The 24993-nt window shown below is 40.4% G+C and carries 24 protein-coding genes and 1 pseudogene; 13 read left to right on the top strand and 12 right to left on the bottom strand.

Features of this window, described 5'->3' with window-relative positions; translation table 11 throughout:
- Window positions 1-318: 318 nt before the first annotated feature.
- Window positions 319-585, bottom strand: a complete 267-nt coding sequence (locus tag Q9R21_RS06340) for a metal/formaldehyde-sensitive transcriptional repressor (protein WP_071321149.1) — start codon at window positions 583-585, stop codon at window positions 319-321.
- A 57-nt stretch (window positions 586-642) separates the two neighbouring features.
- Between Q9R21_RS06340 and dmeF the strand changes: the two are divergent.
- A pseudogene (gene dmeF, locus Q9R21_RS06335) lies at window positions 643-1626 on the top strand (CDF family Co(II)/Ni(II) efflux transporter DmeF).
- Between the two features lie 42 nt (window positions 1627-1668).
- Here the strand turns inward: dmeF and chrA are convergent.
- From chrA to Q9R21_RS06320, 3 genes are all read right to left on the bottom strand, one after another.
- A complete protein-coding gene (gene chrA / locus Q9R21_RS06330; RefSeq protein WP_071321130.1) occupies window positions 1669-3015 on the bottom strand; it encodes a chromate efflux transporter in 1347 nt (448 codons plus the stop codon).
- Window positions 3012-3938, bottom strand: coding sequence for a chromate resistance protein ChrB domain-containing protein (locus tag Q9R21_RS06325; RefSeq protein WP_311203934.1), 927 nt, complete (start codon window positions 3936-3938; stop codon window positions 3012-3014). Before Q9R21_RS06325 ends, chrA begins: the two co-directional genes overlap by 4 nt.
- Before the next feature lie 294 nt (window positions 3939-4232).
- Entirely contained in the window at window positions 4233-5804 is a 1572-nt protein-coding gene (locus Q9R21_RS06320; protein ID WP_311203933.1) for a sensor domain-containing diguanylate cyclase, read from the bottom strand.
- 993 nt (window positions 5805-6797) lie between these two features.
- On the opposite strand from Q9R21_RS06320, the gene Q9R21_RS06315 reads away from it, so the two are divergent.
- Complete coding sequence (locus Q9R21_RS06315; RefSeq protein WP_004645598.1) at window positions 6798-7016, top strand: hypothetical protein; 219 nt, start codon at window positions 6798-6800, stop codon at window positions 7014-7016.
- A gap of 250 nt (window positions 7017-7266) precedes the next feature.
- On the opposite strand, the gene Q9R21_RS06310 is transcribed toward Q9R21_RS06315, so the two are convergent.
- The 3 genes from Q9R21_RS06310 to Q9R21_RS06300 all read right to left on the bottom strand — a co-directional run bounded on the left by Q9R21_RS06310 (window position 7267) and on the right by Q9R21_RS06300 (window position 9283).
- A complete protein-coding gene (locus Q9R21_RS06310) occupies window positions 7267-7617 on the bottom strand; it encodes a hypothetical protein (protein ID WP_311203932.1) in 351 nt (116 codons plus the stop codon).
- Between the two features lie 218 nt (window positions 7618-7835).
- Window positions 7836-8483, bottom strand: a complete 648-nt coding sequence (locus Q9R21_RS06305) for a hypothetical protein (protein WP_311203931.1) — start codon at window positions 8481-8483, stop codon at window positions 7836-7838.
- A 101-nt stretch (window positions 8484-8584) separates the two neighbouring features.
- Window positions 8585-9283 carry a 3'-5' exonuclease gene (locus Q9R21_RS06300; RefSeq protein WP_311203930.1) on the bottom strand — a complete coding sequence of 233 codons (699 nt, stop codon included), beginning with the start codon at window positions 9281-9283 and terminating at the stop codon, window positions 8585-8587.
- A gap of 331 nt (window positions 9284-9614) precedes the next feature.
- Here Q9R21_RS06300 and Q9R21_RS06295 point away from each other — a divergent pair, with 331 nt between their 5' ends.
- The 7 genes from Q9R21_RS06295 (at window position 9615) to ahpF (ending at window position 18224) form a co-directional block, all read left to right on the top strand.
- The gene (locus tag Q9R21_RS06295; RefSeq protein WP_311203929.1) at window positions 9615-10862 is read left to right on the top strand and encodes an alpha/beta fold hydrolase; all 1248 of its coding nucleotides are present in this window, start codon (window positions 9615-9617) and stop codon (window positions 10860-10862) included.
- A 154-nt stretch (window positions 10863-11016) separates the two neighbouring features.
- Window positions 11017-12267: a serine hydroxymethyltransferase gene (gene glyA, locus Q9R21_RS06290; RefSeq protein ID WP_005103619.1), complete on the top strand. Its 1251-nt coding sequence runs from the start codon at window positions 11017-11019 to the stop codon at window positions 12265-12267.
- Between the two features lie 505 nt (window positions 12268-12772).
- Window positions 12773-13177: a nucleoside diphosphate kinase regulator gene (gene rnk / locus Q9R21_RS06285; RefSeq protein ID WP_004279022.1), complete on the top strand. Its 405-nt coding sequence runs from the start codon at window positions 12773-12775 to the stop codon at window positions 13175-13177.
- Window positions 13178-13518: 341 nt separating this feature from the next.
- Window positions 13519-14310: a tellurium resistance protein gene (locus Q9R21_RS06280; RefSeq protein WP_311203928.1), complete on the top strand. Its 792-nt coding sequence runs from the start codon at window positions 13519-13521 to the stop codon at window positions 14308-14310.
- A gap of 16 nt (window positions 14311-14326) precedes the next feature.
- Window positions 14327-15460: a toxic anion resistance protein gene (locus Q9R21_RS06275; protein ID WP_005265752.1), complete on the top strand. Its 1134-nt coding sequence runs from the start codon at window positions 14327-14329 to the stop codon at window positions 15458-15460.
- Window positions 15461-15497: 37 nt separating this feature from the next.
- Entirely contained in the window at window positions 15498-16415 is a 918-nt protein-coding gene (locus Q9R21_RS06270; protein ID WP_311203927.1) for a hypothetical protein, read from the top strand.
- 243 nt (window positions 16416-16658) lie between these two features.
- Entirely contained in the window at window positions 16659-18224 is a 1566-nt protein-coding gene (gene ahpF, locus Q9R21_RS06265) for an alkyl hydroperoxide reductase subunit F (protein ID WP_311203926.1), read from the top strand.
- Window positions 18225-18474: 250 nt separating this feature from the next.
- On the opposite strand, the gene Q9R21_RS06260 is transcribed toward ahpF, so the two are convergent.
- From Q9R21_RS06260 to Q9R21_RS06250, 3 genes are all read right to left on the bottom strand, one after another.
- Window positions 18475-18729 (bottom strand): YfhL family 4Fe-4S dicluster ferredoxin, encoded by a 255-nt coding sequence (locus Q9R21_RS06260; RefSeq protein ID WP_004645588.1) that lies wholly within the window; start codon window positions 18727-18729, stop codon window positions 18475-18477.
- A 2-nt stretch (window positions 18730-18731) separates the two neighbouring features.
- Window positions 18732-20141: a tRNA 5-hydroxyuridine modification protein YegQ gene (gene yegQ, locus Q9R21_RS06255; RefSeq protein ID WP_216986218.1), complete on the bottom strand. Its 1410-nt coding sequence runs from the start codon at window positions 20139-20141 to the stop codon at window positions 18732-18734.
- A 133-nt stretch (window positions 20142-20274) separates the two neighbouring features.
- The gene (locus Q9R21_RS06250; RefSeq protein WP_253102385.1) at window positions 20275-20685 is read right to left on the bottom strand and encodes a Cd(II)/Pb(II)-responsive transcriptional regulator; all 411 of its coding nucleotides are present in this window, start codon (window positions 20683-20685) and stop codon (window positions 20275-20277) included.
- Window positions 20686-20771: 86 nt separating this feature from the next.
- Between Q9R21_RS06250 and Q9R21_RS06245 the strand changes: the two genes are divergently transcribed.
- From Q9R21_RS06245 to Q9R21_RS06235, 3 genes are all read left to right on the top strand, one after another.
- Complete coding sequence (locus tag Q9R21_RS06245) at window positions 20772-21395, top strand: cation transporter (protein ID WP_311203925.1); 624 nt, start codon at window positions 20772-20774, stop codon at window positions 21393-21395.
- Between the two features lie 171 nt (window positions 21396-21566).
- Window positions 21567-21818 (top strand): hypothetical protein, encoded by a 252-nt coding sequence (locus Q9R21_RS06240; RefSeq protein WP_004279009.1) that lies wholly within the window; start codon window positions 21567-21569, stop codon window positions 21816-21818.
- Between the two features lie 18 nt (window positions 21819-21836).
- Window positions 21837-22019 (top strand): hypothetical protein, encoded by a 183-nt coding sequence (locus Q9R21_RS06235; protein ID WP_004279008.1) that lies wholly within the window; start codon window positions 21837-21839, stop codon window positions 22017-22019.
- A gap of 64 nt (window positions 22020-22083) precedes the next feature.
- Here Q9R21_RS06235 and Q9R21_RS06230 read toward each other — a convergent pair whose 3' ends face one another.
- Window positions 22084-22863 carry a ferredoxin--NADP reductase gene (locus Q9R21_RS06230; protein ID WP_004279005.1) on the bottom strand — a complete coding sequence of 260 codons (780 nt, stop codon included), beginning with the start codon at window positions 22861-22863 and terminating at the stop codon, window positions 22084-22086.
- Window positions 22864-22968: 105 nt separating this feature from the next.
- Between Q9R21_RS06230 and tsaA the strand changes: the two genes are divergently transcribed.
- A complete protein-coding gene (gene tsaA, locus Q9R21_RS06225; protein WP_044113030.1) occupies window positions 22969-23688 on the top strand; it encodes a tRNA (N6-threonylcarbamoyladenosine(37)-N6)-methyltransferase TrmO in 720 nt (239 codons plus the stop codon).
- 1 nt (window position 23689) lies between these two features.
- On the opposite strand, the gene Q9R21_RS06220 is transcribed toward tsaA, so the two are convergent.
- Window positions 23690-24940 (bottom strand): MgtC/SapB family protein, encoded by a 1251-nt coding sequence (locus Q9R21_RS06220; protein WP_213687477.1) that lies wholly within the window; start codon window positions 24938-24940, stop codon window positions 23690-23692.
- Between the last annotated feature and the right edge of the window lie 53 nt (window positions 24941-24993).

Below are 24993 nucleotides of genomic sequence, written 5' to 3'. Positions count from 1 at the left end.
TGAAGGCTGTTTATAATTTTAAGTATTGTCATTAGTGAGCAGAGAGATTTCTGCAGTTGTATAGCCACGCTCATAAAGGATGCTGTGAATCGCATTTTTTATGCTTTGGCAGTTGGTTTTTTTTAACTTTTTAAATAGTTCAAAGTCACAGTGATGACTTAAATTGAACTTTATTTCGAGCACTTTTGAATCTGGAGTTGAATAAAGAGAAGTTAAAAACTTACGTATTCGGGGTCGCATATAAACTATTAAGCAATAAAGATGTAATTATCATATCAAGTCTATAAAAATTGAAAAGAGATTTTTTATCGTGTCATCTTATTGATAGCGGCTGAGTAATGCTAAAAACTCTTTTAACTCTTCTTCATTAATCGCATCTTTATCTTTGATTACATGCTCTTTGAGATGTGCTTCAATCAATTGATTCATTAATCCATTTATAGCACCACGAACGGCAGCGACCTGTTGCAGTACGTCTATGCATGATTTGTGCGTGTCAGCCAAACTCTGTTCAACGGCGTTAATTTGGCCCTGAATTCGCTTAACCCGATTTAAAATTTTTTTGTCTTGATGCAGATGCGACATAGCATTTCTGTCCAAATTAAATATACTATAGGGGAGTATTATTGATGGCATAAAAAAATGCAATATCTAAGTAATGTTAAAAGCAACCATACGCATCAATTCGATGAAGGTAATCCACTAGCACAGAAGAAAATTTTAATTGCGACGATCCTGACGGGTGTCATGATGGTCTTTGAAATTTTTGGAGGATGATTCTTTAATTCGATGGCTTTACTAGCTGATGGCTGGCACATGAGTTCACACATGCTGGCATTGGGCTTAGCATATTTTGCTTATCGAATGGCACGTAAATATTCACAAGATCAGCGATTCTGTTTTGGTACGTGGAAGATAGAAATTTTAGCTGGATACTCTAGTGCGATCTTACTCATGGTTGTGGCATTATTTATGGGAATACAATCGGTAGAGCGCCTATTTAATCCCGTTAATATTCACTATAACGAAGCAATATCAATCGCAGTGATTGGTCTTGCAGTGAACTTTATTTGTGCTTGGTTACTACACGATAGTGGGCATCACCACCATCATCACCACGAACATGATCACCATCATGATCATGGACACCATCACCATGATGAAGATGGGCATCACGAACATGATTTAAACCAGAAAGCAGCTTTCCTTCATGTCGTTGCAGATGCTGTGACTTCTGTATTGGCGATCATTGCATTATTTGCAGGTAAATTTTTTGGCTGGGATTTCTTAGATGCAGTTTTGGGTATTGTAGGTGCATTTCTAGTCGCACATTGGTCTTGGGGGCTTATCCGCGAGACAGGCAAAACTTTACTTGATGCTGAAATGGAACATCCAGTTGTTCAGGAAATTCAGGAAGTCATTGAAGACTTAGATAGCCGAATTGTGATTACTGATATTCATGTATGGAAGGTGGGTAAAGGTAAGTTTTCTTGTATCTTGTCACTAGATGTAAGCAGTTTAAATATCACGGCAGATGAAGTCAGAAAAGCCTTATCTATTCATGAGGAAATTGTGCACGTTTCAGTAGAAATTAATACAAGTTCTAGACTCCAAGCAGCAGTATAAAAAATAGATAAAAAGGAGCAGTTCATTTGAGCTGCTCTTTTTTTATATGCTTAGTTTAATGATAAGCCCTAAAATTGCAGCGGCACCGATGACTCTTAATACACTTTGATTGAACTTAAAGAGAGCAATACAAGCGAGTAAGGTTATTACTGCAGCAATGTAGTCAAATTGTCCTTCAAACCCTTTTGGCCATAGCACATGGTAAGCAAAGAAAAGGGCCAAATTAAGAATTACGCCGACAACAGCTGCGGTAATTGCTGTCAGTGGTGCAGTAAATTTAATTTGATTGTGAGTAGATTCGATTACAGGTGCTCCACCTAAAATAAACACAAACGAAAATAGGAAGGTGAACCAAGTAACAATTGTTGCTCCAAAAGCACCTGCTAAAAACTTATGTTCAGGCCCTAATAGGTCGAGGTTGTAACCGCCCATAAATCCAACAAAAGCAACGACCATAATGAGTGGGCCAGGTGTACTTTCACCCAATGCTAAACCGTCGATCATTTCGGTTGGTTTAAGCCACTCATAGAAGTTAACAGCACCTTGATATACATAAGGTAAAACAGCATAAGCTCCGCCAAAAGTCATCAATGCAGCTTTGGTGAAAAACCAAGCCATTTGTGTATAAGCGTGAGACCAGCCATAAGCTACCGTCAGTAATGCTATAGGGAGACACCACAAAATAATTGCAACAACTAGTAATTTAATTAAGCGAGACCATTTAAAAATGGCATGTTCAGGTGTGGGCGTATCATCATCAATGATTGCCTTCCCGTAGTCTTTGAGGCTTGATGCATGAGCATTGCTTGTAAATAGTTTTGGGTCAAATTTACTTAAGAGATAACCACTTAAAGCAGCCAGCAGCACAATAAGGGGGAAAGGAACATTAAAGGCAAAAATAAGAATAAATGCAGCACATGCAATAGCATACATATATTTATTCTTCAGTGATTTACTGCCAATACGATAGGTTGCATGAAAGACGATAGCGGTGACAGCAGGTTTGATGCCATAAAAAAGCCCTGCAATGACAGGTACATTTCCAAATTTTGCATAGACCCATGAAAGACCGATGAGAATGAAAAGGGAAGGTAAAATGAAAAATAGTCCGGCTATGATACCGCCTTTTGTTTTGTGCATTAGCCAGCCAATATAGGTTGCTAATTGTTGTGCCTCAGGCCCCGGAAGCAGCATGCAGTAATTGAGCGCATGCATAAATCTCTTTTCGGAGATCCATTTTTTTTGTTCTACCAATTCTTGGTGCATGACAGAGATTTGGCCTGCAGGCCCGCCAAAGCTGATAAATCCGAGTTTAAGCCAAAACAGTATGGCCTCTTTAAAGCTGATTTCTGGATTGGGCTCGAAATCGTTTTCTTGTAATTGACTCATGAATTCTCACTTTTAAAATTGGTATATAGACCATCAAAAATGTGATTGGATAATTCCACCAACTGTTGATCAGCTTGAATACTGCTTCTCAGTCCTTGTAATATTTTTTCTAACCCAAGAGCCTCAGGTGGCTCATTTCCGCCAATATCTAGGTAATGCACAATTTCAGCGATTTTCAGAAGTGATTTATCGGCTAAATTAAAGCTGTGTAAAAGTACTTCGAATGAAACAAGCTCACCAACATGGGTAAACGTTGCACCGTCAAAATCAAAACCATAAGCATCTGCTGGACAATCTTTAATATCTTCTAGCCACATAAAAATAGGGTCTTTATCAATAAATTTTTGAATGAGCCACGTACAAGCTAAACGATCTACCCAAGGTCGTTTTCGTGTAGCCCAGGTTTTAGATTGGAAGTCATGAAGATTAAGAGAAGGTAGATCACTATTTATAGAAGAGGGCTCATTTGATTCCCCTAAGTGATGAATTTTAAGTTCGAGTTTTGATATCGCGTTTAAGGCTGTGTTTTGTAATTCATTAGGAAAGAAATCAATATCGATGAGAGACGAAAGTTGCTTTCTTAATTTTCTAATGCTTTTTAAATGTTCATTTTTTTGCTCAACATTCAGTGAACTCTCTATTTCATTCAGTTGTAGCAAAAATTCAGAGTATTCATTTTTTCTATTAAAGAGTTGAATTAAGTCTAAATTATTGTTGCTAACGGAATCGAATAGATAGGCAATGCCATCGGCACTTTGATGTTCGTCAATAATGGGGTCAAAGCGTTGCTTTTGTTCATTAGGTAGCACATAGACACCATCACGCAGAGTTGCTGCGCCACAGCTTTTGATGGAACGCCAAATTCTCATTCGAGCAGAAGAGTTTTGTGTGGAAAGGCTAGAAATGAGGATGCTTATAGTCATGTTATAAACTCTACAAATTTTGTATAGGTTATAACAAATTATTTAATTGTGATAATTTTTATACTGAATTAGTTATTCAGGAAATCTGATATATTGTTTGCTGATATACGTATAGATCATCACTATATCTAAGAAATTTTCGGGTAGTGTACAGATCTTTTTTGCGGTAATTTTTACGGTAAATGTAGAACAAGGGTTGATGATATTTATTAAAAATCAGTGTCTTGGGTGGTGTTTATTGTGCGCGCTGAGCGCACCATTTATTTAAACTATAAAACTGAAAAATAAATCAAATTAGTATCGCACACAGTTGCGGCCATCATCTTTCGCCCGATAAAGATTGTTATCGGCAATTTTCAAAACGTCTAGAATATTTTTAGAACTGTCTGGCCAAGAAGCAATCCCAATCGAAATGCTAATGTGACCTATATTCTGAATCTCTTTACCTGCAATCTCTTTTCTGAACCTTTCCGCACTTTCATACACTTCAGTGAGATTGCTGTTCGGTATAATAATGATAAATTCTTCACCACCGTAGCGGCAGCAAATATCATCTTTACGAAATTTTTGCTGCATCGTCTTGGCAATATGCTTTAAGACAACATCACCTTGATCATGACCATAATTGTCATTAATGTTTTTAAAATGATCCACATCCATCAGAAGCACTGAAAAAGGGATGTTCATTTTCATGTTGTGAGTCATGACATAATTCAACCCACGACGATTCATCAAGCCGGTTAAAGGATCTGTATTAATATGATGATCCATTTTGCTCATTTGTTGTGAAAATTTGCGAACACTGAGCAGTAGAGCTAACTTGAATTTTGTGACCTCATAGTACCAGGGCTGGATATCCTTAATTTTTGAACCGATTTCTGCCTGATTCAGTAAACTCGCCATATCTGCCAGTTGGTTCAATGGGGCCGAGATAGAATCAGACAGTAGCCATACAATATAAAAAACAAGCAGATAAAATAAAAAGAATCCTGCGGCTAATTTATAGAGGATAGAATTTGCCTGTTTAAGTAAGTCATGGGTAGGTTGCTGGGAAACCACGATCCAGTTTGAAGTCGGAATATGAGAAAAACCTGCCAGATTATCAACGCCCTGGCTGTTGATTAAACGAATTTGACCATTTTTATGCGCATGCATATATTCCAGACCAGTATTATTGCTGGCCCATTGCCCAATTCTTTCACGATCCGGATGAAAAATAATTTTATTTTCATTGTTAATCACATACATATAACTATTCTTATAATTTTTATAAGTGGTTAGGAGTTGATTGATCACATTTTTTTCTTTTAAATAAATCGCTGAACCGATGAAGCCCTGATAGTGATTTGACTTGTCAAAAATAGGTTGAGAAATAAACACAATCATATTTTTTTGCACAGAAAAATAAGGTGAAGATATATAAGTCGATTTTTTATCAAGAGAGTCAGTAATCCCTTGAGTATGTTGTATTTTGCTTTTATCAATATGTAAAATATTAGGCGAAAAGTTTATTAGTCTGCCTTGGGTATCACTGATCACGACACTGTTATAGTGTTCAGACTGATATTTTAATTTATTGACCTCGGCTTCTCTAAGTTCATTGTTGTTAAAGTCTTGACCTAATATTTTGGCACTATAGTCCAGTTCAAGAAGCATATTTCTAAAATGGTTGTCTGTACTTAATGCAATTTTATGGGCATGGTCAGCATTTAAGGCAAGAGAATTGTCGATTAACTGATTTTTTACGATCTGATAGCTAATAATGAGAGAAATAATAAAAAGGCTAGACACACTGAAAATAGCTAATAAAAGTATTAACTGCCTTAAATTGAGATCAAGGTGTTTCCTAAAATTATTAGCTGACATAAAAAGTTATATATATATCGATGTATTTATGAGCATTATATTGCATTTATATTCAATGTTTAAGGTTGCTATAAAATTAAATTTCCATTAAGTGGGAGTTTTTATTTCGATCAAATTTAGAGTTTATAGATCGCTTGGCTGTAAATAGGTAGCTTTGAAAAGCTGAGTAAGGTTCTGAATATTTGATTATGCTACAAATAAAAATATGGTATTTAACGTTCAGAAAATCTATTCAATAATTTCGATCTGTCCATCCAAATGATGAAGTACTCAGACAAAAATATGGTTAATTGATCTTGATGGGAGATTAAATTGTTGCCATTTTTTGAAAAATAATCATTTTAAAATTAGTCGTATCGATTCTATGACAGTAGTTTCTTTGAATATTGCGTCCTTTTCCGGAAGTATTTTTTTATAAAAAATCATATTCCAGTTTAAATTTTGAAGTGCTCATTAGAGGTTATGAAGGAAAATGTTGAACCCGCTATGCAACAGGAAATCGTATGTTTAATAGGGTATTTTTCTAGAAATCAATGAATTAAATAAAGACGATATGAATGCAGAAGTCTTCGGATAACAAGCCAGAAATATTCTAATCTGCTTTAAAAAAATGACAATTGAAATCTTGTATAAGTCTTCTTTTAGAAGTGTAAAAGAGTATTGTCGGCTAAAAAAATACTGTTATATTCAACTCATGGTAGGTCGTAAAATCAATAAGACGCTACCGATAAGTTGGACGGATCAATGACAGTTAGTTGAGTTTGATGTTTATCACCAGACAATAAATCTAGCACTAGCCATCCAACACAGAGCTCGCAGAAATGCGAGCTTTTTTAATGTCTGCACAATTCATTAAGTTTAATATTCTTTTTCTTATAATCCATTCAGATAAAAAAGTTTACATTGCCAAATTCGCTAACATCTTGAAGATTAATCGCTTGGCTAATTATGGTATAAAAAACTGAAAATTGGATAATGAGAGAGGAAGGAAAAATGTCAAAGATGATTGATATCAAGGTGAAAGATCAATTTAGCCAAGTGACTGAAGCGAAAGCGATGCTGCGTTCCTTTGCAGAGCACAACATTCATCATGCAGCTGAGTTGGTCAAAAAAATTGAACACATCGTGGTGGATGGTGAAACGATTCTGCCGAGTATTGAGTTGTTGTTTGAAAGCCAACAATCTTCAAATATTTATCGCGTTATCGAATAATTTAATCAGTGAACTTCAGATAGGTAGAAAAAAATTGAACTTATTTATCCGAAATCACCGATTCAGCAGATAAAAAACTCACCATTTAGGTGAGTTTTTTATACTTTGGTGTTTGCTAGCTTGGATGCTAATGTGTGCAGCTATAATCATAAGTTGATTCAATCTCTAAGAGAAGACAACGTGGTAGTGGGCCTTGATTGGCCGAAGAAATATCCAATTTTGATAAAAAATCAATAGAATGGGCAGGTGGTTAAATCTGTTTAAGCTGTACATTCACACCATATTTTTCAAATTCTTGCAAAATCTGCGCTAAAGTTTGCTGTGCGGTTGTATGCTCAGGGCTTAAAGAAATTTCCTGACGAGTCGTGCTGTCAAAACATTCAATGGCCTGAATCAGCCAATGATACTCAATGGGACTTTTTTGAATCAATACACGGCGCGGTTGCAAGCTGTTACTGATCTGGCGGGGAAGTACATAGGTAATCGCCAGTTGCACAAATTGCAGTTCTTCAACCGGACTTAAAAAGGTAATCACCCAGTTGCCAACTTTACTCAGTTGCATGGGATTATCGAACGCATCGAATTCTAAATAATGTGACATATACATGATCCAATCGGATGTCTATGCTCACTATATGGCGGGATTATAATTCTTTTTCTATCACGCTTAAGTCGGATATTTCGAGCTTTAAACTTTGCTTAAATATAAATATATCAAATAACCAATTAGTTATCTTGAATAATTAAAGCTGCCTCATTGTTAAACTCACTTATTTAAGAGTTTAAAAGACTAAGATGTTCTTATTCAGGCGCTTCATTTTACTGCAATTGATCTAAAGCAAAATTAATCTGCTTCAGAATGTGATTCAATTCTTGAGGAGCAATGCGACTTTCCTGAAGGGACGTGATCCATTGCATTCGACAAAGTTTTAAACTGCGTACATCAGATGCCTGTAAAATATGGTGAATTTGCTGCTTGGCCATCAAGCCACAATATTTTTGTAAGCTTTCCATCATCATATATTTGAGGTCTTCAAAAGACATAAGTTTAAGTTCAGGCAGCTTTTGTTCATGGCTTACATCCTTTTCAATAGATGGGATGTTCTGCAGTATTTTTATGGGCTCCATTTCGGAGTTTAAATCTTTCGTCGTAGAGGTCGCTGCTATCGAGGAATTCAACGAATGGTGAATCTCGGAGTGTGCCAAGTCAACTTTTGTATCTGCTCTTGCGTCTGCCGTTTTTTGGCTGATTGCGATATCGCCAGTTTCAGCTGGAACGATTAGATCCATGACATAAAGTTGCTCTAAGAGTTCGGCGGGAGCAAGCTGCTGCTTTAAGCCATCATTTAATAAGTTGAAATCCTGGCTGCCGATCAGAACCAGTAAGCGGCGTTGGCGTGCGGTTAGCGGGATGGAGCGATCCTGTAGCACCTCGATCCCACGTTGAGTTTTATAAAAATGCATCATGACTGAATAGATGGTTGCTTAAATTCAGCTAGAGCATAGTCTGTGAAAATTACATTAATATGAAGTATTTATTAAAATACAGAGGTTTATTTTGATAAAATCTATAATGTCGTGATCGCCGTATTTTCAAGTGCCTTGCGCAAATAAGGATCCAGTTCATCCTGACGCAACAACCATTGAACATAGTCAGCAGGTAGTTCTGCAATAGCGGTGCCGCGATGTTTACCAAAATTAATCGTACGTGGAATTCGGGCATCTTCAGAAGCATCAAATAATTCCTGCATACTGTTGATTTTTAAATGATGGACAATATGCATTAAAATATTGGCAGTTAAAATAATATCCATATCGGCACGATGCGCTTTACGGATCATTTCACGCGCTCTTTCGCTGCCTTTGGTGATCATATAGATCAGTGCAGAAATATTGTGTGCTTCCGCATCTGGCCAGACCCGACGAGCTAAAGCCAAGGTGCAAATTGCCTTGATTTTTGAAGTATCTACGCCACATTTTTCGATGGCACGGACGTCATAATCAATATTATGGCCGATCATGTAGACGGTTTCATCAGGTAGGCGAAAGGTAGTGTAATGCGGCTGACCTTCCAGATCCGATTCCAGAATATGATGCACGGCCATGGCAGCAAAAGAAATGGCTTCGTCACATGAATAAAGCTGATCAAACAGGCGGCTTTTATCCAGACTGATTTTATGCTCTACAATTTCGACAGGCGCATAAGCAATTTCGATGGGTTGACCATTTAAAGTATGCGTTTCGGTATCAAGAATAATGGCCTGCATGTCGGAAATGTGCCTGAAAAGAGAGGAGAGTAAAATCTAACATTATTATTTTGCAACTGACAATTGAATTGCTTTATTTCTGTATTAATTGCAGGCTTTTTAACGTATGACGACTATTTGTATAGTTCTGAAAAGGGGAAATTCTCTATTTTTAAGTTTGCTGATTTCATAATAAATATAAACTGACGCGAATTTAATAGAAAAAATAACGCATTCTTTTCTTGATATTGTTTAGATAAATTGGGAAATTAGATATGGTTTTATCGTTTGTTAAAGATAAAACCAGAAAAACTCATTAGAGATGATAATAAATAAGATAAGGATAAGATCGATGAAACGTCAAGTATTGACCTGTACTCTTCTCACATTAAGTGTAGCCTTAACTGCTTGTAACGATGATAGTGATAATGATCGTTTTTACGAGTCCAAACCTGCCATCCCAGTAAATAATATCGATAATCCAGTCGTGGCAACACCTGTAGCCTATACTCAAACGGATTTCTCCGGGATCGCTGACGAAAGTGTGATCATGACTTATAAGATGTTAGGAATTAATGGTAAGGAAACCCAAGCTACTGCATTAGTTTTCACACCCGAGGGAACACCTCCAGCTACAGGCTGGCCAATTGTGGCATGGGCACATGGAACTACCGGGGTAGCTGATCAGTGTGCGCCGAGTCGAAAAGCGCTGAATGATTATATTAAAGCCATGATTGGCGGGTTTCTCCAAGCTGGCTATATTGTAGTGGCACCTGACTATGAAGGTTTAGGAGAGCCGAGTGGAAAAGAACTTCATCCTTTCTTGAATCTGAAAAGCGAAGCTTATTCTATTACTGATGCAGTCGTGGCTGCACGAAACTATTTAGGTTCACAAGCGTCTAATCAATGGGTTGCAGTAGGGCATTCTCAAGGTGGCCAAGCAGCTTTAGGCGCTGCGCAATATGCAGCACGTGCTTCTAAGATGACCTATAAAGGTACGGTAGCTTTAGCACCGGCTTCAAATTTCAATCTGATTTTGACAGGAGGTGAACAACAGGCGGGACAAGAAACAAATCTGGATAAAAAAATTGGAACTTTAGCATCTTTAGATACCTTTACTGCACTGATTGTTGCCGGTTTGCGTAACCCGAACCCAAATTTGAAATATAGTCAGATTTTTAAAACGCCAACCGATGAAATCGCAAAAAATGCAGAAACTGACTGTTATGATGTATTAGGCCAGAAATTTGGTACTGCAATGTATGCTTATGCACAATCAAATAATAACTCAGTAAATAATTATCCTCGTACTCAAACTAACTTTATGAGTATTCCAGTCGTAAAGAGCTTCTTAGAAAAAGATTCTCAGCCTTTACTTGTTAAAGTTTCTACGCCAGTGATTATTTATCAGGGTTCAGCAGATAGTACCGTTCCCAAAGCAGCAACAGATGTTTTAGTTGCACTCGCCAATCAGAAACAAACTTCAGTACGTTATATTACGGATGAGTCAAATGTAACTAAATGGGATCATGGCAGTGTCTATGCACTGAATATTCCTAATATTATTTCAGATGTAAAATCTCTAATGCCAATTCAATAACTTATTTTTATCTGAATGGCTCATGTTTTTTTAGACATGAGCCATTTTTATTGCAAACTGAATAAAGTTCATGATCGAAAATTTAAAACTTCATGCTACAATACGCGCCAATCTTAGCACGGCTTAAAAGCCCTAAATCAATAGGACCTCGCTAATGTTTGCCAATATCTCTATCGCTGAATTTGATCCAGAATTAGCTCAAGCAATCTCGAATGAAGATGCTCGCCAAGAAGCTCATATTGAGCTAATCGCTTCTGAAAACTACTGCTCACCAGCAGTTATGGAAGCTCAAGGTTCAAAACTTACTAACAAATATGCGGAAGGCTACCCAGGTAAACGCTACTATGGCGGTTGCGAGTATGTAGACGTTATCGAACAATTGGCGATTGACCGTGCTAAAGAACTCTTTGGTGCTGATTATGCTAACGTTCAGCCACATGCTGGTTCACAAGCAAACTCAGCAGTTTACTTAGCGCTTCTTAACCCGGGCGATACAGTTCTGGGTATGAGCCTTGCTCACGGTGGTCACTTGACGCACGGTGCAAAAGTAAGTTTCTCTGGTAAAACATATAATGCGATTCAGTACGGTTTAAACCCTGAAACTGGCGAGATCGATTACGAAGAAGTTGAGCGTTTGGCGCTTGAGCACAAGCCACGCATGATCGTTGCTGGTTTCTCTGCCTACAGCCAAATCGTTGACTGGCAGCGTTTCCGTGACATCGCGGACAAAGTTGGCGCTTACCTATTTGTTGATATGGCTCACGTTGCAGGTCTGGTTGCCGCTGGCGTTTACCCAAGCCCGGTGCAAATCGCTGACGTTACTACGACTACGACTCACAAAACACTTCGTGGTCCACGTTCAGGTCTGATCCTTGCGAAAGCAAACGAAGAAATCGAGAAGAAACTTCAATCGGCTGTATTCCCAGGCAACCAGGGTGGTCCTTTGGTTCACGCGATTGCTGCGAAAGCAATCTGCTTCAAAGAAGCAATGGCACCTGAATACAAAGCTTATCAGCAACAAGTAGTTGTGAATGCGAAAGCAATGGCTGAAGTATTAATCGCTCGTGGTTATGACGTAGTTTCTGGTGGTACTGAAAACCACTTGTTCTTGTTGTCTTTAATCAAACAAGACATCACAGGTAAAGAAGCTGACGCTTGGTTAGGTGCTGCTCACATTACTGTGAACAAAAACTCTGTACCAAACGATCCACGCTCTCCGTTCGTCACTTCAGGTATCCGTATCGGTACACCTGCAGTAACAACTCGCGGTTTTGGCGAAGCTGAAGTGCGTGAACTTGCAGGCTGGATCGCTGACATCCTAGATGCTAAAGGCGATGAAGCTGTTATCAACGCGGTGAAAGAGAAAGTTGCAGCGGTATGTGCTAAATTCCCAGTTTATGCATAATCGCTTATAAACGGAAAGGAGCTCCCAACCGGGAGCTTTTTTTATAGCTGTAAAAATAACGATGTAAAAGATGTTTAGACTTGATCGGGCTTATATAGATCAATTTCCATGCCGTAAGAGATTGAGTCATCAATAAAATCATATTGAGTTTTTCTCAATCTGGCTTAAAGTCTTTTATCAACTATTTGTATTTTTAAATGCTTTAAAAGAATGAATGCATTCGTTGCATGCTTTGCTTGAAATTATTTACAGGAATTATTTTCAGAACCTGACACTTTAAAAATAATAGGTTATTGAGCTGAAGATCATGGTAGATGAAGCGCTTGAGTGAATCCCATGTTACTGTAAGGTGGTGCTGATATAAGCGCCGTGAATGACATCATTCTTTTTATTTAAACGTTATATGGATCGGTATCATTTGAATATGGGTAAATCCTGTATTTAAAAATGCTGCTGGCGGTTGATTGATTAATTTTTCATTTATGCATTAAACAAGGTAATAAGGATGACTAAACCCAACATTATTTTATCTGAGCAAGATTTACATCGTCTGGAAACGATGCTGGAGAATCAGAGCAAGCTGAGCGAAACCATGATCCGCTTAGAGGATGAATTGGCACGTGCCGAAGTGGTCGAGCCGCAAGCGATCGCAAGCAATATCGTGACCATGCATTCCCGTGTGTTGTTGACCATTGCACCTTCTACGGAAGCTGTTGAGGTGACACTGGTTTACCCACACGAATTTAAAGGTGAAAAGGGGCAGGTCAATGTCATCGCACCGATAGGTGCAGCCATTTTGGGCTTAGCAGAAGGTCAAACCATTGAATGGCCACAACCGGATGGTAATACCATGAAAGTGACCATTGAAAAAGTGCTGTTTCAGCCGGAGAGCGAAGGGGATTATCTTTAAGCCAGCGTTGGATCATCCTTGAAAGCCATAGCAATATGGCTTTTTTTGTATATGGATTTTAAGTAAAACCTGATGTTGTAAGCATTTAGATCAGATTGAATACATTTTAAAGTTCTAAATGCTTAAAGTTAAATAATTCTCAAAATGCAATGTAGTCATTTATCTCTGCAATTGAATCGTATTGCCAAAATCATAATTAAAATAAAGATAAAACATGGATTTAGTTAAAGTGATGTAACGAATTTCTGGATAAATATACACAACGCGGTCTGTTTTTTTGCTACATTCAAAGATGTTCTAGACTTCTTTGTTTCACTTTTTTAAAGGATATCGCCTCAACCATGTCGCGCTTTGAAGCTCTACCTGCCTTGACTGACATGATGCTTGATCGTGAGGAAATTCTGGCGATTAAGCGTAATGAGCTTGTGCCTGTACTGGATAATCAATATGGGCTGAATCATTATGCAGATGCTCTGATTCAGGCACAGTCCGTTCTACTGAATGGTGTAGATCCGCACTTGACCCAACAGTTAAGCCAGACCATTGAGCAATTGATTCATGCCTTGGCAGAATCTAAAAAATATCTGAAAAAACGTAAATTTAATGCTCTACAGAAATGGCTGGGCATCGATCTGGATTATGGCTCAAGTCAGGTGGAATATTATCAACGACTGGATCGTTTACTGGACCAGGCCGATCACTTAAGTCGTAAATTACAGATTGAAATTCAGAAATCGCAGTCACGTTTTCAGCAGCTTTTGGGGTTGCGCGAACAGATGGCCAAGCACATTGTCGCAGCAGATGAGTTTCTGTCTGAATATCCGCTATTCGTCAAAAACCAGCATCCCTTGGATAATTTTTCAGAACGCCTCTCCAAGAAAATTAATACCCTACGTACCTTGCAAAGCAGTAATGACATCGCCATTACCCAGATGCAGCTTTCGCAGCAGCTTTCCTTTAGCCTGCTGGATCGTTTTAAGGAAGCACAGCAGGTTTTGATTCCAGCTTGGCAATATCATGTCAAACAAAGCCAGACGAAACACTCGACAAGTGATCTGGAAAAACTTGATAATAGCCGTGAGAGTCTGATTAAAACGTTAAAAAACTCCCTCGAGAAACCCTCGAAAACATAACAATATAAGGTGAACTATGACCAAGTCTGATTTAGTAAATTTACCTGTTGAAAGCTCGAATGAACTGGTCGAACAAAAATTCCAGCAAATGGACCTGAAAGAACTGGGCTTACAGCCTGCTGACTTTCAGGAGGTGCTGGCTGCACGTAAAGAGTTGCAGAACATGAGTCATAACAGCGTGGCTGAATATGGCAAAAATATTGCGACCAAAACTTCGACCTATACCGATGAATTACTGAATCTGGTGCAAAATAGAGATCTGGATGCGACAGGACAGAAGCTGAATCAGGTGGTACAGGTGGCTCAGCAGCTGAATACCAGCAGTATTCTCAATAAAAAGAAAAGTTCGGGTTTTTTTGGCAATATCATTAGCAAATTCAAAGGTGCGAAAGATAACTTTGATGCGCATTTCAATACCACTAAAGAGCAGCTAGATGTACTGGTGAAAGAGATTGAAACCTCGCAATCCGGTTTGAAAGCACGTGTTGATACCCTGGATAAAATGTTTGACGGGGTACAGGATGAATATAAACAGCTCGGGGTACATATCGCCGCAGGCCGTTTACGCGAACAGGAGCTGCAGCAGGAAATTTCCACTTTAACCGCCTTGCCGCAAGATCAGAGCACCACCCAGAAAATTTATGACCTGAACCATCTGGCCAATAATCTGGAAAAACGTGTCAGTGATTTACAGGTATTGCAGCAATCTGCCATGCAGACCTTGCCAATGATCCGGATTATCCAGTCGAATAACCTGATGCTGGTCGACAAGTTCTATGCGATCAAAAACATTACTTTACCGGCGTGGAAAAACCAGATCAGTCTCGCAATTTCATTGAGCGAACAGAAGAACAGTGTACAGCTGGCCAATACCATTGATGATGCCACCAATGAGCTGCTGCGCCGTAATGCTGACCTGTTACATCAGAACTCGGTTGATACGGCTAAAGCCAACCAGCGCTCGGTGATTGACATCGAAACGCTTGAACATGTGCAAAATACCCTCATTAAAACTGTAAATGATGTGATTCAGATCCAGAAAGAAGGTGTACAAAAACGCACAGAAGCAACCGTGCGTTTGAAAGCTTTGCAAGATAATCTGAATCATTTGGTGATTGAATCAAGTACCAGTGGATCCACGCCCAACTAAATCAGGTAGGGCCAAAATCTGAAAGAAGGAGTAGAGATTGCCGCCCTTAGATGAATACGCCGTTAAGCCTCAGGACATCAAGCAGGGGGTAGTTGCACTCAAGAAACGTCAACGCAATTTGATGCTATTGGGTTTGACTACTTCTACCATATTTATAGCCTCATTGATCAGCCTATTTTTCCAGCAGGAACTGGTCTATGGCTTTTTTGGCCTGAGTACCCAAGTACAGCAATTGCATTTACCGGTCAGTGTAGATGCCACATTGGCCAGCATTGGTGATAGTCCGGATTATTTTTTTAGTTTGCTGAGCTGGTTTGGCTGGCTGATTATTAAAATTTTTGCCTCTTTTATCGGCGCATTTTTTGTGATTGGCTTACTGAAAAAGTTGCGTTTCTTTTATGTACGCTTTCAGTCTTTTGTGCTGAAATTTGTCGCTTGGCTGATTGCTTTTATCGTGATCTGGTCAGGATTGACTTACTGGCAGCATGATCTACGTAATGATCGGGATGATGCTTATCAGCAAGTGGTGTATTACGACAGCAATATCAATGACAGTGAAATCGCCCGTTATCTGGCCGATTCAGAGATTGCACCACCAGTAAAGTCTTATTTACTGGCGCAAACGGCATTGCTGCATAAGCCTCAAGATTTATCTGCCGCAAAACCTTATGTTTTAAATTTGGTTGAAGCAGAAAAACAGGATCCTAAATTTGAACAATATGGTTTCAAGCCTGAACAAATCTGGACCATGCAGCAACAGGTCTATGGTCAAGCGATGACACCGGTCGCCAAGAGTGTAAATACGCAGGTGCAACAGGCGGATCAGTTAAGTCAGATCACGAATCTGGTCATTATTGGTGTTGCTATTTTATCGGCATTACTCAGTCTAATCTTGTTTTTCTTGGCCAATTCAATCAAGGGCCGATCACTCCGTATCGAACAGCGCATTCATTAATTTTCCAAAATGCTCCTGAATAGGGAGCATTTTTTGATGGAATTTCAACGCTATTTTTAAGATAACCTATTCAACTTGCTCAATACCGCCCAAAAATTAAAATAAGGCAGCATAAAATCTATGATTGGATTAATAATCTAAAATATCGATCAATAAAATAAAAACAAACTGTTTTACCTATTTATTCAATTCATTTAATATCCTGTTATCAAGTAAACATTTACTCCTTTGGAGACGTTAGCAATGTTAGATCAAAATACTTCAGCCCAACTTAAAACCTTATTAGAACGCCTAGAAGGCCCGATTGAACTGGTGGCGACTTTGGATGGCTCTGACAAATCAGCCAAAATCCAGGAACTGGTGTCCGAAGTGGCTGCACTGTCTGACCTGGTCACTGCACGCTTTGACGGGACCAATGCACGTGCGCCAAGTTTCGGGATTGCAAAAGCTGGTGAGGAACCACGTGTATTCTTTGCAGGCTTGCCAATGGGCCATGAATTCACTTCGCTGATTCTGGCATTGCTGCAAACTTCCGGTTATGCACCAAAAGTCTCTGATGAAGTACTGGCGAATATTAAAAGCCTGGGTGTTCAATCTAATTTCGATGTGTTTGTATCCTTAAGTTGCCATAACTGTCCGGATGTGGTTCAGGCACTCAACCTGATTGCCATCTATAACCCGGGCACTACAGCGACCATGATTGATGGGGCTTTCTTCCAGGACGAAGTCGAAGAACGCAAGATCATGGCGGTGCCGATGGTATTCCAGGACAACCAGCATATTGGTCAGGGTCGTATGACGCTGGAAGAAATCATTGCCAAACTGGATAGCAATGCCGCTGCCAAAGATGCGAAAAAACTGAATGCCAAAGATGCCTTTGATGTCCTGGTGATCGGTGGCGGCCCTGCGGGGAATACCTCTGCCATCTATGCAGCACGTAAAGGCATTAAAACCGGGATCGTGGCTGAACGTATGGGCGGTCAGGTCATGGATACCATGGACATTGAAAACTTTACGTCTGTACAGAAGACCCAAGGTCCTAAATTTGCAGCCGAGATGGAAGCCCACGTGCGTGAATATGGTGTCGACATCATGAACCTGCAACGTGTCTCTAACATCAAAGGTGCAGATGAAACGGCCAATGGTCTGGTGGAAGTCACGTTAGAGAATGGTGCCAAACTGGAATCTAAAACCGTGATTCTGTCGACCGGCGCACGCTGGAGAGAGATGAACGTTCCAGGTGAGCAGGAATACAAAACTCGTGGTGTGGCCTACTGTCCGCACTGTGATGGCCCACTGTTTAAGGGTAAACGTGTCGCCGTGATTGGCGGTGGTAACTCGGGGGTGGAAGCTGCGATCGACCTGGCAGGGATTGTAGAGCATGTAACTTTGGTGGAATTTGATACCAAATTGCGTGCGGATCAGGTGCTGCAAGACAAACTGAACAGCTTGCCGAACACCACCGTGATCAAGAATGCCTTGTCGACTGAAGTGCTGGGTGACGGTTCACAGGTGACGGGTCTGAAATACAAAGACCGTGCCACAGATGAAGAGCATACAGTAGAACTTGCAGGGATCTTCGTGCAGATCGGTTTGTTGCCAAATACGGACTTCCTGAAAGAAACGGCTGTTGAATTAACTAACCGTGGCGAGATTGTGATTAACGACCGCAACGAAACCAATGTCAAAGGTGTGTTTGCGGCAGGTGACTGTACCACAGTGCCTTACAAGCAGATCATCATTGCCACCGGTGAAGGTGCCAAGGCATCACTGTCTGCTTTTGATTACATCATCCGTTCAGGACAATAAAAAAATAGCACCTGGGTTCCCCAAAACCGAGGTGCTATATCTTATAAATACATTATTATCGCTTTATAGGAACTCAGGACGCTAACACCCGAGTTCCTTTTTTTATATTTATTATTGGAACAGCCAAAAGTGTCCCCACGCACTTTCAGCTGTTCCTTTCCTCTGCACAGTTTTTGTTTTCAACCCTTATTTTTATACTTTCCCCAAGGTTGTTTTTATATAAAGCAATGTTTATTCCATCGCTTCATTTTTAAGATTTAAATAAGTTCAAACCCTTAAATTTTTCCAGTAATTGTTCTTGTGTTTCCCGATACTCCGGATGTGGAACAATGCATTCAATCGGACAGACATCTACACAGGTCTGATGCTCATAAAAACCGACGCATTCTGTACAACGGTTCACATCAATTTCATAAACTTTCGCACCCTCATAAATCGCGTCATTTGGGCATTCCGGTAAACACATATCGCAATTGATGCATTTGTCGGTAATTAGTAGTGCCATATTTAACTCGCTTGATAAGCCAGTGAAGATGCCGAAATATCCATAGTCGAGCTTGGCAGATTACGAATCAGCAGGGCATATTGCATATCAACATCTGCCGGAACTGGAATCTCAACGATATGACCTGAACCTTTGGCGTCTTCGATCAGATTACCTTTTTTGTCTTTCATTTCGGTTAAATTGAAAGTGATATTGCCTTTAGTCGTCATCAGTTCGAGTGAGTCACCGACGATAAAACGGTTTTTCACATCGATCTTGATGTAATCTCCATTGCGCTCCAGTACTTCACCGCAGAAAATTTGATGATCAAAACTGGAAGAACCATGTTCATAATTCTGATATTCACTATGCACATGGCGGCGTAGAAAACCTTCGGTATAACCACGATTCGCTAAGCCTTCCAATTGTGTCATCAGTGACGGATCAAAAGGTTTACCCGCAAGCGCATCATCAATCGCTTTACGGTAAATTTGAGCAGTACGGGCGCAATAGAAATAAGACTTGGTACGGCCTTCGATTTTCAGTGAATGCACACCCACTTTAGTTAAGCGCTCTATATGCTGGACTGCACGTAGATCTTTAGAATTCATGAAATAAGTGCCGTGTTCATCTTCTTCTGCGGCAAACATATCTTCATCATTCCGCTGCAATAGCACAGGCTCATCAAACTGATGTTGTTCTTGCATGTGCTGTTCATCAGCATCTTTAGAGCAGCAGCCTGAATCCAGATTTTTTACTGGAATGACATCACCGGTTTCATCTTCCTTGGCATCCAGAACTTTATATTCCCAGCGGCAGGCATTGGTGCAGGCACCCTGATTGGCATCACGTTTATTCATATAACCGGACAACATGCAGCGGCCAGAGTAGGCCATACATAATGCGCCATGAACAAAGACCTCAATCTCCATATCGGGCACTTGCTGTTTGATTTCTGCAATTTCTTCAATCGACAGTTCACGTGACAGAATGACACGGGTCAGCCCCATGTTTTTCCAGAATTTCACGGTTGCCCAGTTCACGGCATTGGCCTGAACCGACAGGTGAATATCCATCTTTGGAAAATGTTCACGCACCAGCATGATCAGACCTGGATCGGACATGATCAGCGCATCCGGCTGCATCGCCACTACAGGCGCTAAATCACGAATAAAATTTTTCAGCTTGGAGTTATGCGGCTGGATATTGACCACCACATAGAACTTTTTGCCGAGTTCATGTGCTTCTTTAATGCCAATGGCGAGATTGTCATGGTCAAATTCATTATTCCGAACCCGCAAGCTATAACGCGGCTGACCGGCATAGACTGCATCTGCACCATAAGCAAAGGCATAGCGCATATTTTTCAGTGAGCCAGCAGGTGAGAGAAGTTCGGTAACAGTGGTAATGCTCATGATCAAATCGAAAGACATATAAAAAGTACGGCTTTATTCTAATCATCTGGAATTTGGATTCAACCTAGTAAATCACTCGGAAATATGCGATTTGGATGTAAAACAAGGTTTTATTTTAAGTAGAGAATCCTCCATAAAATGTCTTCAACATTCAATCATTTTCAGGGTTTTCAAGCGTTTTTAAAATCTGGCAATGATCAATGGTGGTCGGGGTATTGCAACTTTCTCTCAGTGTGATCAGTTGTCGTTCAAATATCTGTAATTCTTTAATTTTATTTGAAATATCCGAAAGATGTTGATCAATCAGCTGGTTGACGGCACAGCACTCCTGCTCAGGATTTTGTTCAAGTTGAATCAGGGTTTCAATCTCTTTTAATGACATGTCCAAGGCACGACAACGCTTGATAAAAAGCAGTCTTTTTAATGTGTCTTCACCATAATAACGATACTGATTACTTGCTCGAAAATTCGGCTGAATAAAGCCTTTTTTCTCATAAAAACGTAATGTATCGGTGCTTAGACCAGTTTTTTTGGCCATTTCTGAAATCAAATAAACTGACATATCGCCCTCATGCTTGACCTTGGAGTTAGTCCATAGTTTCTAATCAATTTATCGTATTTTGGATAAAAAATCATCGGGGGAATGATATGGCCTGTAGTTGTAGTCCTGAACCGGCACCCATCAAGCCCAACAGCAAATTTAGAGCAGCGCTATGGATTGCCTTGCTGGTAAACTTCACTTTATTTGTAGTGGAGCTGATCGGTGGTGCATATGCACATTCATCAGCCTTGTGGGCAGACGCGCTAGATTTCTTTGGTGATGCCGTCAATTACGGGATTTCTTTGGCTGTATTTGGTGCGAGTCTGTATTGGCGGGCAACAGTCGCTTTGGTAAAGGGGATGACTATGGCATTGTTTGGTCTGGTAGTGATTGGCAAAGTGATTTACGCCTATCTGCAAGGCATTCCACCTGAAGCACTGACAATGGGCCTGATTGGCGTCCTAGCCTTAGTGGCGAATGTATTTACAGCAGCAATTCTTTATGCTTTTCGTGAAGGTGATTCCAATATGCGGTCGGTCTGGCTCTGTAGCCGTAATGATGCAATTGGCAACTTTGCGGTCATTTTGGCAGCCGTAGGCGTATTTGGTACAGGCAGTCTTTGGCCAGATATTATTGTGGCTGTGATTATCGCCACACTCGGCATAACATCAGGTTATCAAGTGATTAAGCAGTCTCTTGAAGAAAGATCACTAAAACATAAATCCAGCTAATTTTTATATTTAAAGCTGTCCTAAAGGGCAGCTTTTTATTTATTTCCATTTTTATAATATTTGAAAAATAAAGCTTTACAAATAAACAAATTAAATTAGAATCTCTGGCGAAATTCAGAAAATATACATAAATTTTAATAATTTAGTTTTTTGCATCGTGCGAGGGTTAATGTGAATTTAATTAAAATTTTTTCAATATTGGCAATATCGGGGCTAGCCGCTTGTAGTTCCAAAGTCGTGACTTATGATGCAACAGGAAAAATCATCGGTTCATGTATGGCGACGCGTGGCCTACTTTCGACCGCAAGTGCACATTGTAGTGGTTCAGGCGATGCCTTAGGTGTGAATTACAATACGCCAGATGCGAATACAGGCCTGTTACCAACGCCACCAAGTCAAAATCAGATTAATTTAAAACCGTAAATAATAAAGGGGAATATCATGAAATTATCAGCACTTATTGCACTTGTAGCGACTGTTGTATTGACGGGCTGTGCATCGTCAGTAACTACATTTGACTCTCATGGCCGTATGATTGGTTCATGTAAAGCGCAAACGGGTTTCATCATTGCAGGTGGCGCAGGCTGTTCAGGTTCTGCAAACCAGGAAGGTCGCGATCGTTAATTATTTAGTGATGGTTCCAATAAAAAACCGGACTTAAAAGTCCGGTTTTTTAGTTTAGCAAATCTTATTTTTCTACGAATGCACGTTCAATCACGTAGTCACCTAGAACGCCCATTTTTGGAGATTCTTTCAGACCGTGTTGGTCAAGAAGCGCAGCAACGTCATCTAGGAATGCCGGGCTACCACATAACATGGCACGGTCAGTTTCCGGGTTGAAACGTGGCAGACCGATTTTTTCAAACAGTTCGCCGGTTTCAATCGCAGTGGTTACACGACCTTGATTTGGATATTCTTCACGGGTTACGGTTGGGTAATATACCAATTTTTCTTTCGCGCCGAGTTCAGAGAAGAATTCATGATTCGGCACTTCATTCAGGATCAAATCTTGATAAGCCAGTTCTGAAATGAAACGGGTACCGTGAACCACGATGATTTTTTCAAAACGCTCGTAAGTTTCTGGATCGCGAATAGTCGACAGGAACGGTGCAAGACCAGTACCAGAAGAAAGCAGATACAAATTCTTACCTGGGTTTAAGTCATCAAGTACCAGTGTACCTGTTGGCTTTTTAGACACCAAAATGTCATCGCCGACTTTGACTTTCTGTAAAATCGAAGTCAGTGGACCATCCGGCACTTTAATTGAGAAAAACTCTAACTCTTCTTCGTAGTTGGCGCTTGCAATTGAATATGCGCGCATTAACGGCTTGCCATTGACTTCAAGGCCGATCATTACAAACTGACCGTTTTTAAAACGCAAAGCAGTGTCACGAGTCGTTTTAAAAGAGAATAAAGTATCATTCCAGTGGTGGACGTGAGTAATCTTTTCGACGTTAAAAGCAGCCATTAAAGGTCTCAATAAATTATCAAATTAGAACAGCTTGCTATTCTAATCTAAATTCATTCTCGATAAACTGAATATATTTAATTGAGCTTATCAAAAAAAGTGATGATGACTGAACTGACGCTGCCGATTATTGGTTATATGCGTTCTCCCTATAAAGAAAAATTTGGTATTCCTCGTCAGCCGAATCTGGTTCAGGTCGAAAGCTATATTGAAATGGTCGGGCCCTATAATGACCTGCTTGCCTTTGAGGGAATTGAAGAATTCAGTCATTTGTGGCTGGTCTGGCAATTTCATGACAATAAAAACCAGCACAACAGCCAGTTTCGTCCACAAGTGCGTCCGCCGCGTTTGGGTGGTAACAAGAAAATAGGCGTGTTTGCTACGCGCAGCATGTATCGTCCATCACCGATTGGTTTATCTGTGGTCAAACTCAAAGAAGTGAGAAAAGTGGGCAAACATGTTCGAGTGTATGTGACAGGGAGTGACTTGCTCGATGGCACGCCAATTATGGATATCAAACCTTATATTCAATATTCGGATGCCATCATTGAAGCACAAAGCGGTTATGCACAGGATGAACCACCACGTAAAACCGTCATTTGGAGCGATGAAGCGGAGCAGCAAAAGCAACAATTACTAGGAAATGGAAAAATTTCTGTGCAGACTATTCAGGAACTGGAAGCTGTCTTATCTTTAGATCCAAGACCTGCATATCAGGAAGATGAAGAACGGGTATATGGGATGAAGTTTGCAAATGTTGATATCCATTTCAAAATTCATGCTCAGCAAGTGCTAATTGTTGCTATCCAGCATATTCCTTCCTAGATTATAGGTTCCACCACAAAACCCCAATCAACACCGCCATATGTAAAATCTGCACCGGTGCAAAATAAAGTACAAACTTCCAGCCACCGGTCAAAGCGGCATTGGCTGATTTGGCCAGGGCATGAGCACCCAGACCTAAAAGCAGGGCATAAATCAGACGCATATTGGAGGGATCACCTTGAACGACGACACTCGCCATCGCGGCATGAATCTCGAACAGAGAGGCGAGTAAGGTCCCGGCCAGTAAGCCGGCATCCCCGAGCCAGACCTCCAGTCCGTAAACTCCAGCCTGAATCAATGTTAATGTGACTGCAATAATCACAGCTTCTTTTAAGCTAAACATCTGGCTGTCTGATGATTCCATGCTCGGCGCAGGTTTTGCCTTGCGCAATAATAAAAACGCACAGGCTGCCAGAAGGATTACGGCAACTAAAGAGGGCAAAAGCAGGATTTTCAGCCAGCTCCATGATACCCCTCCAACCACAATCAATAGCAGTACGATGGTCGAGATACAGGACATCAGTGCGGCGCCGGCATTCGATCGTGCATCCATTTCACCTTTACGGACCTGTAAACCTAACTGAGCGATGGTGGCTGTACTGGAAACAAAACCGGAAGCAATAGAGGACAGCATCAGGGCATTTTTAGTCGAGAAAAAGCGTTTCGCAATATGCGCCAGAGCTTGTACCACTAAAATTAAGGTCAGTAATTTGAGAATAAGATAAGGGTTAAGCACTTCACCCCAGAAAGGTCGGTCAGGAGTAAGCGGTAGACCAATCAAAATCAAGGCCAGTAATAACAGTCCATCCCTGAACTCGGCTTCTTTAATCCATTTTCCGGCAATATTGTGCATGGTATGTTTGGCCATCAAAATACCGGTTAAGAGCACAGAAAGACCGGCTGCCAGAGGAATATTCCATAAACACATGGCGCCAATAAAATAGGTCATCACAAATGCAAGCTCTGTGGTAATGCCCGGGTCATCTGGCTGATTTTTTATGGATAAAATGACCATGCCACCCACGATCAAAGCACCTATTACAGCAATCACGATTCCAAACAGGAAACACAGTGCGCCCAATAAAGCACAGATCGCAAAGGAACGTAAGCCGGCAAAACTCGGTTGCTGTTCGCGTTGCTTATGCCGTTCCCGCTCCAGACCAATCAATAGGCCGCAGCCTAATGCCGAGGTGAGTATCGTGAGCAGTTCATGAAAAGAATGCGCATGCAGGGGAACCGCAGTCAAATCCATCTGTGACCTCAGCAAGCTAAGAGTTGATTATTTAAAAATATATGCGACGAGAT

This window comes from Acinetobacter sp. RG5, assembly GCF_031844265.1.
Taxonomy (GTDB): domain Bacteria; phylum Pseudomonadota; class Gammaproteobacteria; order Pseudomonadales; family Moraxellaceae; genus Acinetobacter.
The sequence above is the reverse complement of the archived record's forward strand: the minus strand, read 5'-3'. Positions and strand labels throughout refer to the sequence as shown.